A 13,304-nucleotide genomic window follows, 5' to 3' on the forward strand; every position below is an offset into this window, starting at 1 on the left:
CTGCTATAATCCTTAAAAAATAAATTTACATCAGGAAAGATCATGACTAGAATTTTAATGATAGAAGATGATATGGAGCTTGCTGAAATTTTAACTGAATACCTAGAAAACTACGACATAAAAGTAACGACGGCCGAGGAGCCATATATCGGACTATCTACTTTAAACACAAGCGAATTTGACCTAGTTATCCTTGATCTTACGCTCCCTGGCATGGACGGACTAGAGGTGTGCAAAGAGATAAGAAAAAAGCACAACATCCCTATAATCATCTCAAGCGCAAGGCACGATATAACGGACAAAGTAAATGCCCTAGATAACGGCGCGGATGATTATTTGCCAAAGCCTTATGACCCACAAGAGCTTCTTGCTCGCATAAAAAGCCATCTAAGAAGGCAGAGCATAGCTCCAGCTAATGAGGCAAGGAATTTAAACAAAGACTTAGTTTTAAAAGAATTTGAGCGAGAAATTTTATTTAAAGGAAGCGTGCTAAATTTAACTGCAGCGGAGTATGACATCTTAAAATATCTGCTTCAAAAAGAGGGCGGGGCGGTCACTAGAGAGGAGCTCATCTACAACTGCGAGAGCATAAATGAAGATAGCTCAAACAAAAGTATCGACGTCATCATCGGCAGAATTCGCCAAAAACTAAATGAAAATCCAAAAGAGCCAAAATACATCCACGCTATCCGCGGCATCGGCTATAAGTTGGTTCTTTGATGCCAAGATCTTCTATATTTATAACGATAACGTTTATCTTTGGACTCGCGCTCGTTTCGATATTTCTAGCATTTTTGTGGCTCATGGGCTTTGATAAGCAAAACTATACAAGAGAGCTAAATAACAAATACTCAAACGTCGCAAGGACAAATTTGCTCTACATGGGTGGCATCATAAATAAAGCTCAGTACGACCGCCAGCTCTCAAACATCGACATGCCAGAGATCACAGCTAAAAATGAAAAAGAAGAAATTTTAAAAAATGCAGCCGTTTTAGAAGAAATTTCAAGCGATCTAGGATCTAGTGCTATCTTGCTTTATGATAAGCATCACTACCTAAAGATCGAGCATTTAGACGAGCTAAAGCTTTTGATGGATAAAGAATTTCAGCCTTATAGATACGAGGTGATAAAGGCTGTATTTGCCGTAGTTGCGGTCATTTTGTTGGCTGCTTATATCTTTGTCATCTACAAGATAAAGCCGCTTAGAAAACTAAAGCGTCAGATCGTGAAATTTGCAAATGGCGAGCTTGACGGCGTGCAAAATGTCGGCAACGGCAAGGATGAAATTTCTGAAGTTTCAGAGGCATTTTATGAGGCTGTTTGTCAGATCAAAGCACTAAATGACTCAAGGCATCTTTTCTTAAGAAATATCATGCACGAGCTAAAAACGCCTATCACAAAGGGGCTGATCGCCGCTCAAATGATAGAGAAAAGCAAAAATCAAGAGAGGCTCATCTCTGTCTTTCACAAACTTGAAAATTTGATAAACGAGCTTGCAGCGATCGAGCAGATCACTTCAAAGATAGGACTTACCAATAAAACACCTTGTCTTATGAGGGATCTCATCGATGAAGCTATCGATATAGCAATGGTTGAAAAGGAGCATGTTGGCATTAGCGAGCTTGATGAGGTTAGGGTGATGGTTGATTTTAAGCTATTTTCAGTCGCTATAAAAAATATGATAGATAATGGCATAAAGTATTCAACCGATAAGCACGTAAATATCATGGTTAGCAAGGATCATATGAAATTTATAACTCAAGGCGAGAAGCTAAAAAATGACCTTGATTTTTACATCCAGCCATTTATCAAAGGCGAGGATGCGCAAAAGAGCTTTGGCTTAGGTTTATATATAGTTAGCAACATCCTTGAGGCTCATGGACTAAAATTTGGCTATGAATACAAAAATGGAATGAATGTCTTTATTTTTGAAAATTTACAAGATATAATAGCGGCGTAAAATCAAAACCGCAAAAAAAGGAGTGTAAAAATGGCGGCAAAAATCTTCTCGGCAGTTGATATTTTATCAATAATCGATCTTGAGATAGCTTTTATAAAGCGATACAAAAACGTAAAGGACTATGCGAAAAATTTATCTTTGATATATTTTTCTTTGCCAAATAGTAAAGAATATGGCGAAATTTTTGAAAAAATCCTAAGACAAACAGACGTTGTCATAAGAGAAAATGAACACTACGTAGTCGTGCTTCACGGCACAAACGAAAGAGGCGCTAGCGAGCTACTAACTGGCATACAAGAGTTTTTAAACGCTGAGCCGATCGATCTAGTAGTTACCTATCCAAAAGATGGAAAAGACGCAAAAGAGCTTGCTATAAAACTTCAAGATGAGATAAAAGATAACTACGGTGTCTTACTCGAGATGCTTGTAAATCAAGATAAATTTGAAGTTTTTGAAAGTATAATTTAATATAGTTTTGTGGAGTTTATTTGGAGAATTTACTATTATTTTTTGCAGTTTTTGCTTATAACTAGCATTCTTTTAAGTAAGATCTCTGATAAATTTGGAATTCCATCTTTAATAATATTTTTAGGTGTTGGCATGCTAGCTGGCTCAGATGGCTTGCTGGGCGTAAATTTTGATGATCAAATGATCGCTCAAAATGTCGGCATGCTAGCACTTATTTTTATACTTTATGCTGGTGGGCTAGATACTGATTTTGCAGCGATTAAACCTATCTTTGGTAGAGGTTTAGCACTTGCTACACTTGGTGTTTTCTTAACTGCGCTAGCCATCGCTCCAGTTGCAAAATATCTGCTTGATTTTACCTGGGCGGAGGCCTTTTTGCTAGGCTCCATTATCTCTTCAACAGACGCAGCAGCGGTATTTGCCATACTAAGAGCTAAGAAAATTTCACTTAGAAATAGCATTGCGCCATTGCTTGAACTTGAATCTGGCTCAAACGATCCAATGGCGATATTTTTAACTATGACGATCATTCAAATGATCTCACTAAATAGCACTCCAAGTGCGTCAGAGTGGGCGATCACACTTGTTAAGCAGTTTGGCATAGGTATCGCTATGGGCTATTTATTTGGCGTTGCTTTGCCAGCCATCTTTAATAGACTTCGCCTAAAAAGCTGGGGCCTTTATCCAGTTTTTTCTATCGCTTGGATATTACTTTTATATACGCTTTGCTTTAAAATCGGTGGCAATGGCTATTTGGCTGTTTATATTGCTGGAATTTTTATAAATAAAAAAGAGTTTTCTCACAAGAAAAATTTAGTCGGTTTTCACGATGGTATCGCTTGGACGATGCAGATAGTTGTCTTTTTGACGCTTGGTCTTTTGGTAAATCCATCACAACTTCCAGCAACAGCACTAATGGCGCTTGTTTTGACCTTGTGGCTTATGTTTTTTGCAAGACCACTTGGTGTTTTTGCATCGCTTGCATTTTCAAAATTTAAGATAAATGAGCAAATTTTTATCTCCTGGGTTGGGCTAAGAGGTGTTGTGCCAGTTGTGCTAGCTACCTATGTTTATGTAGATGGCGTACGTGATGCGGATATGATTTTTAACATTATATTTTTTATGGTTTTGATTTCGATTTTGATACAGGGCATGTCGCTTGGCTTTGCAGCTGATAAATTTAAGGTCAAAGAGAGTGAGCAAGAGGATGTTAAGGCAGTAGAAAACTCGCCGATCTTAAGCTACACGCTTCACCAGCATACCATCCACTATGGCTCAAAACTAATTGGCAAAGATTTGGCTCAGCTTGAGCTTCCAACTGAGTTTTTAATAATCCTAATAAAGCGTAAAAACGAGTATCAAAAGCCAACTGGCTCAACAATCTTTGAAGAAAATGACCTATTACTGATACAATGCGAAAATCAAGTGCTTTATCAAGATACGATTAAGTATTTAACGTATTAAATTTAAGTTTTGTCATCGTTTGATGCTAAATTTTGATTTTATAAATTTATAACGCACGATAAATTTTTAAAAATAAAACTGCATGCAGTGCGAAGCACTGAGGCATGCACCTCTAACGTCGTCGGGGTTAGGGGATTGTTAAGGGGGAGCTTCTTTGCTTCGCAAGCTCGCAACTGCAAGCAGACCGTAACCCGAGTCCCCTTGACTCCCTTTTGATAAATTTATATCTCAAAGCAAATTTTAAAATTCCATTCACTCGCAAGAGTTGGCTACTGATTTTAGGTCTCGCAAAGCTTGCCACTAAAATCAGAGCCGAAATTACTCGTTCATGAAATTTTAAAATTTGTCAGAGTTTCATATATGCAAAATTACATACTAAAATTTGACTTCACTAACTGCTTAGCTCAAATTTGGAGCCAAAACAAATCCGTTCAGTCTCATTTTATTTTGCTTTTTATAAAATCACCATAACACTAGCAAAATGGGAGGCAAAATGCTTGATAGTATCATCCTTGCAGTCTTAGTATATTTCGCAACATTCTTATTTATGCTTTTTATACTCGCCTTTTTTGCATTTTGGTATATAAGCGTGCCGCTACTTGTTATCTATATCGTTATAAATTTTATAAGGCAAGTAAAAGAGTGCGAGAGGATACATGGCAAGCTTGAGTAAATTTTAAATTTCTAGCCCAAAATGAGCTAGAAATTTGTTTATTCTAAGGCTTGAGCCAGATCAGCTATCAGATCCTCGGCGTTTTCAAGACCTATGCTAACTCTTATCAGCTCTTTTGTGATGCCAGCTTTGATGAGCTCTTCGCTGCTTAGTTGCTGGTGAGTTGTCGAGGCTGGGTGTGTGATGAGTGACTTTGTATCGCCGATATTTACCACGATCTTAAAGAGTTTTACGCGCTCTAGCATCTTTTTTGCGCGTTCAAAGCTATCAGTCTCAAAGCAAAATAGTCCATTTGCCATGCCATCTTTAAAGTATTTTTGCGCCTTTGCGTGATCCACGTTGTCGGCAAGCCCTGGGTATGCCACGCTTTTTATATGCTTGTGAGAGTTTAGAAATTTAGCCACTTTTAGCGCGTTTTGCGAGTGTCTCTCAACCCTAACAGCAAGCGTTTCAAGTCCTTGTATGAGCTGCCAAGAGTTAAACGGAGATATCACAGCACCGATGTCACGCACGATAGCAAGCCTCATTCTTAGCGTGTAGATGTCAAAATGGTCCGTCATATCAGCATATACGATGTCGTGATAGCTCGCGTCTGGGACGTTAAAGTGCTCATATCTCTTGTTGCCTTTTAGTTTCTCGTTTAGGTGATTTGCGCTGACGACCACACCTGCTAGGCTAAGACCTTGACCGCTCATATATTTGCTAGCACTATGTACGCAAACATCGACGCCGTGGCGAAGTGGTTGAAAGATGATAGGCGTTGGCACGGTGTTATCAGTGATGCTGATGATGCCATATTTGTTTGCGATTTCTACGATTTTTTCGATATTTGGGATAGAAATTTGTGGATTTGAAAGCGTTTCAAAAAATATAGCCCTAGTTTTTTCGTCTATCAAACTCTCCAGATCATCAGCTGTGTCGCTGTCAAAGACTCTAGCTTCTATGCCAAATCTTTTTAGCGTGTGCGTAAAAAGCACCGTCGTGCCGCCATAAATTTTCTTAGCGATGATGATATTATCGCCTGCTTGGGCTAAATTTATAATGCTGTAAAACAAAGCTGACTGACCGCTTGCAGTCGCTATCGCAGCGGCTCCGCCCTCAAGTGCAGCGACCCTTTTTTCAAAGATATCTGTCGTTGGGTTGCTAAGTCTTGTGTAGATGTAGCCGTTATCTTTTAGATCAAACCTAGCAGCTGCCGTCTCGGCACTTCCAAAGTCATAAGCTGTGCTTTGAAAAATAGGCACAGCCATCGTACCAAAGCCCTCGTTTGTGTCGTAGCCTACGTGGATCGCAGCGGTTTCTTGCCTCATTTTTGCTCCTTGTTTAAGTAATTTTGGCGTAAATTATACATTAGCAAAGCCAAAATTTAGGGGATAAAATCAAATTTTGATATAATTTGCCAAAAAAAAGGAAAAATTTGAACCAAGTCACGGACAAATTTAAACGTGTAAAATATCTTCGTGCGCTAGAAAAATTTGCAAAATCAGCGATAAACGGGCTAAAAAGAGATGACTTTGACGAGACTGAATTTCGCCAAAGAGTGGAGAAAAACGCGAAAGTCATCGAAAAAGTAGAGGCTGTATATCTTGATCAGCCATACTCAAAGGCGCTAGAAAATTTTATAAATTTGCTTATCAAAAATGCCTCAAAAGAGGAGCTTTTAAAGGCGGCAAATCTACTTGATAAGCTAAAAAATCAAAAGACATATAAGAAAGAAAAGCATAAAAATAAATTTAAGGATGAGGATTGAAAGTAGTTATTTTTGATATGGACGGAACGGTGATCGATAGCGGCGAGGCGATATATAAAACGGTAAATGAAGTAAGAGGTGAGCTAAATTTGCCGCCACTTGAAAAAGAATTTATCATAAAAGCGATCAACGAGCCAGGTAGAAATTTAGCCCTTGAGTTTTACAGTATCGACACGCCAAGTAGGAGCTTAAAAGAGGGCTTTGAAGAGAAATTTAAGAAATTTTACGATGAGTGTGCGACTACCTATGATGGCGTAAAAGAGCTTTTGCAAAAGTGTAGAGATGCTCACTATAAGGTTGTTTTGGCAAGCAACGCACCGCATGATACGCTAGAGAAAATTTTAAAGAAAAATGAAATTTATGAGCTATTTGACGAGGTTATCGGCGCTAGTAAGGAGATACCGCAAAAGCCTGATCCTGCGATGCTTCATCTAGCTGTTAGTAAAACTAAAGCTAACAAGGCGATCTTTGTAGGAGATAGCCTAAAAGACGAGCTAGCTGCCAAAAATGCAAATATGCCTTATGTGCAAGTTTGCTGGGGATTTGGTGAAGAGAGCAAAACTGCCACGTATAACGCCAAAAATGTTAGCGAGGCTTGGGAGATAATATTAAATTTTTAACTTAGTTTTAATTGGCTATAATCTTAAGAAATTTTCAAAGAAACAGCGATGATAGATATATTTGAGGGCAGTGCGAGGGATAAATTTTATGACATTTTGTTTAACGCAAATGCCGTTTTAGTTAAAAACGAGATAGATAAAATTTTTGAGAAATTTGTGGCTATGAGCGAGCTTTGCGAAAAGCATGGCGTTGGCGAAGATGAGATCAGAAATTTTATAGCCTCAGAGCAAGATAAAGTTTATAACGGAGTAAATGACCTATATATCGAGCTTAGCGGAGAAATTTTAAGCCAAAATGAGTAAGATTTTTGCGCTCATTGCTTTGCTAGTCGCTCTTGTCTTTGCAAAAGAGCCAAATTTTGACCCAAATTCGGTGCATACATTTGAGCTTAAAAAAGATGAGTGGGCGAGGGTCTTTATAACCGAGAAAAAAACTCAAAGAGTTGAGACGTTTGACTTTCGCTGGACGCTGTTTGATAGCACAAATATCACTGTGCAAAGCTTTTTTAGGCGCTATCCAAGGCAGATGGTCTTTTCGCTAAGACAAGGACAAAACACCTACATGCAGCGAGTTTTGCCTGATTTTATGATGCCGCCAAACGAGAGCGTGAGCCTTTATATATCATTTATTGATTTTAGGGATAAAAAGGCGCATTTTAGGGTGGCGCTGCTAGATGAGAGCAAGCGTGTGGATGTGGGTTTTAGAGATCCGCACGAGGACAAATAGAAGGATAAAAATGGATAAAATCGATGAAATAATGAGCAAATTTATAAGCGAGCTTGGCTACAAAGAGGCGTTTGAGATGTTTTTAAAGATAAGCTCAGGCAAAAAGCTTCGCTCAAAACTTCTTTTAAAGATCGCAGGCGAGAGTGAAATTTCGCTTAAGCTTTGCGCTATCATCGAGCTCATCCACCTTGCAAGCTTATTGCACGACGACGTCATAGACGAGGCAAATATAAGACGCGGCAAACCAAGCATAAACGCACTTTTTGGCAGTAAAAACTCAGTCATGCTAGGCGACATCCTCTACTCAAAGGCTTATTTCGAGCTTACAAAATTTGACCCAAGCATCGCAGCTGTCATCTCAGATGCGGTCAGCAAGCTAAGCATCGGCGAGATGATGGATGTGAAAATGGCTGAAAATTTTAATGAAAACGAGCAAGAATACTTAAAAATGATCTACTATAAAACAGCTGTTTTGATAGAAGCCACGGCTATTTGTGGGGCAAAGCTAGCTGGCAAAGATAGCGAGAAATTTGGCCTTTATGGCAAAAATTTAGGTCTTGCATTTCAGATCGTTGATGATATCTTAGACATCACTCAAGATGAAAAAACGCTTGGCAAACCAGCGCTTAACGACTTTGTCGAGGGCAAAACAACACTCCCATACATATATCTTTATAAGAGCCTGGACGAGGCTGGTAAAGCAAAGCTTAGATCGCTTTGGGCAAAGAAGTTAAATTCGGATGAAATTTCATGGCTAAAAGAAAATTTTGATAAAACTGGCTCGCTTAGTAAAGCTATAAATGAAGCCAAAAGGCTTGGAGCTGAAGCAATAGAAGCGATAAAAGAGTATAAAAACGCCGAGCTTGAAGGGATCATAAAAAGCATGATAGAGAGGGAATTTTGATGCACTATTTAGACATAAGTTTTACATATAAAAACACTGATATTTCGGTCAGAGAAAAGCTTGCATTTGATAGTGACGAGAAAAAAGAGCAAATTTTAAAGCTGATAAACTCAAACAAAAACATAAAAGAGAGCATGGTGCTAAACACCTGCAACCGCGTCGAGATCATAGCTAGCGTAGAGGATGTAAAGGCCGCTACCGCTCACATAATCAGGTGTATGTCGATATTTTCAGGCGTTTTTGAAGATGAGCTTTATGAGAGAGCTGACATCTATGAAAACAGCGGTGCTGCACACCACCTATTTGCCGTGGCAAGCTCGCTTGATAGCCTAGTCGTTGGCGAAACGCAGATCGTTGGCCAACTAAAAAATGCCTTTAAATTTGCCTATGACAACAACTCATGTGGCGAAGATATCAGCAAGATCATACACTACGCATGTAAGTGCGCTGCTAAGGTTAGAAACGAAACTCAAATTTCTAAAAACCCGATCTCAGTTTCAAGCGTCGCCGTGGCAAAGGCAAAAGAAATTTTTGGCACACTTGAAGGTAAAACGGCTATCGTCGTGGGCGCTGGCGAGATGGGCGAGCTAGCAGCAAAGCACCTCATATCAAGCGGCGCAGAAGTGATCATCATAAACAGAAGCTCTGAGCGCGTTGAGCAGCTAGTTGATAGCCTAGGAGATAACGCGAGCTGGGATAGCATTTTGAAATTAAAAGAGTATGTAAATAACTATGATCTCATCTTTTCAAGCACTGCAGCCCCGCACGCCATCATCACAGGTGAGATCATCGAGCCAAGAGAATTTCACAGATACTTTTTTGATATCGCCGTGCCAAGAGATATCGATCTTTTAAACACAGAGCTTATCAGCGTCTATACGGTCGATAGTCTAGAGGAGATCGTGCGTAAAAATTTAGCCCTAAGAGAGGAGCAGGCGCAAAAGGCCTACTCGATCGTCGGTCAAGACACGAGTGAGTTTTTAAAGACTTTAAAAGAAGATATGAGCGTGCCTCTTATAAAATCAATCCGCAAACAGGCTGAAATTTGCGCTAAAAACGAGCTAGAAAAGGCGATGAAAAAGGGCTATTTAAAGCATAGCGATTACGATGAGGCGCAAAAGCTCATCCATCAAGTCTTTAAAGCCTTTTTGCACCAGCCAACGATGAAACTAAAAGGGCTTGCAGACGAGGAGAGAGCGAGCGAGCTTTCAAACGGAGTTAAATTTTTATTTGACATAAAAGATGAACAAAATTTTCAAGCAGGAGATATAGATGAAATTTAGTAAATTTTACGCCCCAACTACCAAAGAAGCGCCAAAAGATGCATCTTTACCAAGTCATCAGTTTTTGATAAGGGGCGGCTTTGTCGAGCAGATCGGCTCTGGGCTTTATAACTATCTGCCGCTTGGAAAGATCATGCATGATAAAATTTCACGCGTGGTAAAAGAGGAGATGAACGAGGCTGGCGCGCTGGAGGTGAGCTTTAGCGTGGTCACTTCAGGCGAGCTATGGAAGCAAAGTGGTCGCTACAATGTCTTTGGCAAGGAGCTTTTGCGCTTTAAAGATAGAAAGGATAATGACTTTGTCATAAGCCCGACAAACGAAGAGGCAGCCGTTGCTTTGGTGCGTGGCAAGGTGACTAGCTACAAGCAGCTGCCGCTAAATTTATACCAGATAAACACCAAATTTCGTGACGAGGCAAGACCACGCTTTGGCTTGCTAAGAGGTCGCGAATTTACGATGAAAGATGGCTATAGTTTTCACTCTAGCAAAGAGGATCTTAAGCGTGAGTTTGACCTTATGGAGACAACTTATAGTAAGATTTTTACCCGTTTGGGGCTAAATTTTAGAGCTGTTGAGGCTGATAGCGGAGCCATTGGCGGTAGCGGCAGTAAAGAATTTATGGTGCTTGCAGATAACGGCGAGGACGACATACTCTGCTGCGAGGCTTGCAGATACGCTGCAAACGTCGAGGCTGCAAGGCGCAAACCAAGAGTTAGCGAGGCTGAGGCGCCAGAGGCAGACGCGGCTAAATTTCTAACGCCAAATGCAAAAACTATAAAAGATGTGGCGGAGTTTTTTAAAGTTAGCGAGTTTTACTGCATAAAAGCTGTTATGAAAAAGGCTATCTATGAGGATAAAGAAGAGGTCGTGGTCTTTTTTGTAAGGGGCGATGACGAGCTTCAAGAGACAAAGGCGCAAAACGCTTGCAATGCGCTTGAACTTGTCGATGCTAGCGAAGAAGAGATTATAAAAGCTGGGCTTGTGGCTGGATTTTGCGGGCCAGTTGGGCTAAAGGATGTTAAATTTTTCATAGATAACGAGCTAAGGGGCGCAAATAACATGATATGCGGCGCTAACGAGAAGGACTACCACTTTGTTGGCGTTAGTGTTAGCGGATTTAACGAAGAGAGATTTAAAGACCTTGTAAAGGTAAAAGAGGGCGATAAATGCCCAGTTTGCGGCGGAAATTTAAAGCTTAGCAAGGGCATAGAAGTCGGTCATATCTTTCAGCTAGGCGATAAATATTCAGCTGCGATGAACGCGACATATCTTGATGAAAACGGCAAGGCAAAGCCATTTTTGATGGGCTGCTACGGCATTGGCATAAGCAGGCTTATCGCTGTGATGATAGAGGCTAGCCACGATGAGAAGGGCTGCATCTGGAAAAAAGAGTGCGCGCCGTTTGACGTGGAGATCATCATCTCAAATTTAAAAGATGAAGCGGGCATGAAATTTGCATTTGAGCTTTATGAGAGCCTTAAAAAAGCTGGCGTTAGCGTCATTATCGATGATAGAAACGAGAGATTTGGCGTTAAGATGAATGATTTTGAGCTTATCGGCTTTCCTTACGCGCTGCTTGTGGGTAAAGAATTTGCAAATGGCAAGGTCGAGTTTATCACAAGAGATGGGCTAAGCAAAGAGATGATAGAGGCAAGCGACGCCTTTAGAAAGATAAAAGAAAGCTTATGAGATTTTTCGCATTTTTGTTTTTTTTGATAGAAGCGGTGTTTATCTATCTTTTTGTAGATAAATTTGGCTTTTTAAACTACTTTCTTGAGGTGCTGGTCTCTGGATTTGTTGGCATCGCACTTCTTTTTAATGCTGGATTTTCTAGTTTAAATTCGCCTCAAGTTGCGTTTAAGAGCTTTCTTGGTGGAAATTTATTTAGTCAGTTAGGACTTAGCTTTGGCGGAGCGCTGCTCTTTTTGCCAGGGATTTTAACGGATATTTTTGGTATCGCCGTTGTCATTTTTTCTTTAGTGTTTAAGAAAAATGCAGCAAAAAATGAGAGCTATCAGGAGTTTAAATTTCAAAATTTTAGCGAGCAGGGCAGTAAAAAAGATGATGGCGAGATCATCGACGTTGAGGTTATCGAAGAGCCAAAAAGAGTAAATTAGGAGTGATGATGAAAGAGATAAAAATAGCAACTAGAAAGAGTATCTTAGCGCTTTGGCAAAGCGAGCATATCAAGGCTAGGATCGAGGCGCAGCACAAGGACATGAAAGTCGTGCTAGAGGGCATGAAGACAAAGGGCGACGTCATACTTGACACGCCACTAGCCAAGATCGGCGGCAAAGGGCTTTTTACAAAAGAGCTTGAAGATAGCATGCTAAAAGGCGAGACTGACATCGCAGTGCATAGCCTAAAAGACGTGCCAGTAGTCTTTCCAGAAGGGCTTAAACTAGCTGCCATTTGCTCACGTGAGGATACTAGAGATGCGATGATAAGTGAGAAATTTGCTAAATTTAGCGACCTACCGCACGGCGCAAAGGTTGGCACAACGAGCCTACGCCGTAAGATGCAGCTACTTATCATGAGGCCTGATCTTGAGATCATCTCGCTTCGAGGTAATGTGCAAACTAGACTTAGAAAGCTAAAAGAGGGCGAATTTGACGCGATCATTTTGGCGATGGCTGGCATAAATCGCCTAAATATCAAGGCTGAAGTGGCACACATCTACACGTTTGGCTTTGATGAGATGATACCTGCGATGGGGCAGGGCGCTCTTGGTATAGAAGCTAGAGATGAGAAGCAAATTTTAGATGAGACCTCTTTTCTAAATGACGAAAATGCGGTCATTGAAACGACCATAGAGCGTGACTTTGTAAGCGTTTTGGAGGGTGGCTGCCAAGTGCCAATAGGCATAAGCGCAAGGCTAAAAGGCGATGAAATTTCTATCGATGCGATCGTTGGCTTGCCTGATGGGAGCGAGTATATAAAAGATAGTTTAAAGACTAGCAAGGATAAATTTCAAAGTGTCGGTAAGGAGCTAGCGCATAAATTTATAGAAAAAGGGGCGAGAGAGCTTTTAAAGCGCGCTGAAGAGATGGCGTAAGCGTGTTTGAGCTAAATTTTAAGGCAAAAGCCCTAAGTGCTACCAAAAATATCAAAGACAACTACTATATGATCGGTCTTGCAGACGACAAATATAACTACAAAAACTACATAATCTTTCAAAGACCGATCAAACTCAAAAAAGATGACGACGAAAATGCCGACATGAACGGCCTATACGCCGAGTGCAATGGCGACGTTTGCTACAACGCTTGCAAACGAGTAAAGATCACTGATAAGAGCATCATTTTTGAGGTGCAAGATAGTCTCATTTGCGTAGATACCGAGGGTGTAAAGCTTAATGAGCGCTTTATGAAATACTGCAAAGAGATATTTGGCGAGCTGCTAGAGTGTAGCGTACCAAAATAATTTGTTTAAATTCAGAGATAAAAAGACGAA

Annotated in this window: 16 protein-coding genes; 15 read left to right on the top strand and 1 reads right to left on the bottom strand. The window is 40.3% G+C overall.

The features are described from left to right. Nucleotides 1–42 precede the first annotated feature (42 nt). The 5 genes from B9N65_RS05540 to B9N65_RS05560 all read left to right on the top strand — a co-directional run bounded on the left by B9N65_RS05540 (nt 43) and on the right by B9N65_RS05560 (nt 4,566). Nucleotides 43–720, top strand: coding sequence for a response regulator transcription factor (locus B9N65_RS05540; protein ID WP_002940190.1), 678 nt, complete (start codon nt 43–45; stop codon nt 718–720). Further along, on the top strand, nt 720–1,961 hold the full coding sequence (locus B9N65_RS05545; protein WP_087583134.1) for an ArsS family sensor histidine kinase: 1,242 nt from the start codon (nt 720–722) through the stop codon (nt 1,959–1,961). Before B9N65_RS05540 ends, B9N65_RS05545 begins: the two co-directional genes overlap by 1 nt. Nucleotides 1,962–1,991: 30 nt before the next feature. Then, nucleotides 1,992–2,429 carry a pyridoxal-5'-phosphate-dependent protein gene (locus B9N65_RS05550; RefSeq protein ID WP_002940300.1) on the top strand — a complete coding sequence of 146 codons (438 nt, stop codon included), beginning with the start codon at nt 1,992–1,994 and terminating at the stop codon, nt 2,427–2,429. A 9-nt stretch (nt 2,430–2,438) separates the two neighbouring features. Continuing rightward, entirely contained in the window at nt 2,439–3,893 is a 1,455-nt protein-coding gene (locus tag B9N65_RS05555) for a potassium/proton antiporter (protein WP_257640031.1), read from the top strand. 493 nt (nt 3,894–4,386) lie between these two features. Next, the gene (locus B9N65_RS05560) at nt 4,387–4,566 is read left to right on the top strand and encodes a transformation system protein (protein ID WP_087583136.1); all 180 of its coding nucleotides are present in this window, start codon (nt 4,387–4,389) and stop codon (nt 4,564–4,566) included. Nucleotides 4,567–4,604: 38 nt separating this feature from the next. Here B9N65_RS05560 and B9N65_RS05565 read toward each other — a convergent pair whose 3' ends face one another. Further along, on the bottom strand, nt 4,605–5,876 hold the full coding sequence (locus tag B9N65_RS05565; protein WP_087583137.1) for an O-acetylhomoserine aminocarboxypropyltransferase/cysteine synthase family protein: 1,272 nt from the start codon (nt 5,874–5,876) through the stop codon (nt 4,605–4,607). 107 nt (nt 5,877–5,983) lie between these two features. Here B9N65_RS05565 and B9N65_RS05570 point away from each other — a divergent pair, with 107 nt between their 5' ends. The 10 genes from B9N65_RS05570 to B9N65_RS05615 are packed head-to-tail and all read left to right on the top strand — an operon-like array spanning nt 5,984 to nt 13,274. Continuing rightward, nucleotides 5,984–6,316, top strand: coding sequence for a hypothetical protein (locus B9N65_RS05570; RefSeq protein ID WP_087581825.1), 333 nt, complete (start codon nt 5,984–5,986; stop codon nt 6,314–6,316). Beyond that, a complete protein-coding gene (locus B9N65_RS05575) occupies nt 6,313–6,936 on the top strand; it encodes an HAD family hydrolase (protein WP_087583138.1) in 624 nt (207 codons plus the stop codon). The genes B9N65_RS05570 and B9N65_RS05575 overlap by 4 nt, the downstream gene beginning before the upstream one ends. Before the next feature lie 48 nt (nt 6,937–6,984). Next, nucleotides 6,985–7,239 carry a DUF2018 family protein gene (locus tag B9N65_RS05580; RefSeq protein WP_002940165.1) on the top strand — a complete coding sequence of 85 codons (255 nt, stop codon included), beginning with the start codon at nt 6,985–6,987 and terminating at the stop codon, nt 7,237–7,239. Beyond that, a complete protein-coding gene (locus B9N65_RS05585) occupies nt 7,232–7,663 on the top strand; it encodes a hypothetical protein (RefSeq protein ID WP_087583139.1) in 432 nt (143 codons plus the stop codon). Before B9N65_RS05580 ends, B9N65_RS05585 begins: the two co-directional genes overlap by 8 nt. 10 nt (nt 7,664–7,673) lie before the next feature. After that, a complete protein-coding gene (locus B9N65_RS05590) occupies nt 7,674–8,567 on the top strand; it encodes a polyprenyl synthetase family protein (protein WP_087583140.1) in 894 nt (297 codons plus the stop codon). Beyond that, entirely contained in the window at nt 8,567–9,850 is a 1,284-nt protein-coding gene (gene hemA, locus B9N65_RS05595) for a glutamyl-tRNA reductase (protein WP_021085432.1), read from the top strand. The genes B9N65_RS05590 and hemA overlap by 1 nt, the downstream gene beginning before the upstream one ends. Beyond that, the gene (locus tag B9N65_RS05600; RefSeq protein ID WP_087583141.1) at nt 9,840–11,540 is read left to right on the top strand and encodes a proline--tRNA ligase; all 1,701 of its coding nucleotides are present in this window, start codon (nt 9,840–9,842) and stop codon (nt 11,538–11,540) included. The genes hemA and B9N65_RS05600 overlap by 11 nt, the downstream gene beginning before the upstream one ends. Beyond that, entirely contained in the window at nt 11,537–11,968 is a 432-nt protein-coding gene (locus B9N65_RS05605; RefSeq protein WP_087583142.1) for an FxsA family protein, read from the top strand. Before B9N65_RS05600 ends, B9N65_RS05605 begins: the two co-directional genes overlap by 4 nt. Before the next feature lie 8 nt (nt 11,969–11,976). After that, a complete protein-coding gene (hemC, locus tag B9N65_RS05610; RefSeq protein WP_087583143.1) occupies nt 11,977–12,906 on the top strand; it encodes a hydroxymethylbilane synthase in 930 nt (309 codons plus the stop codon). A gap of 2 nt (nt 12,907–12,908) precedes the next feature. Then, nucleotides 12,909–13,274 (top strand): Imm10 family immunity protein, encoded by a 366-nt coding sequence (locus B9N65_RS05615; RefSeq protein ID WP_087583144.1) that lies wholly within the window; start codon nt 12,909–12,911, stop codon nt 13,272–13,274. The last annotated feature ends 30 nt before the right edge of the window (nt 13,275–13,304 follow it).

Origin of the sequence: Campylobacter concisus (genome assembly GCF_002165815.1) — a bacterium.
Lineage (GTDB): Bacteria > Campylobacterota > Campylobacteria > Campylobacterales > Campylobacteraceae > Campylobacter_A > Campylobacter_A concisus_BH.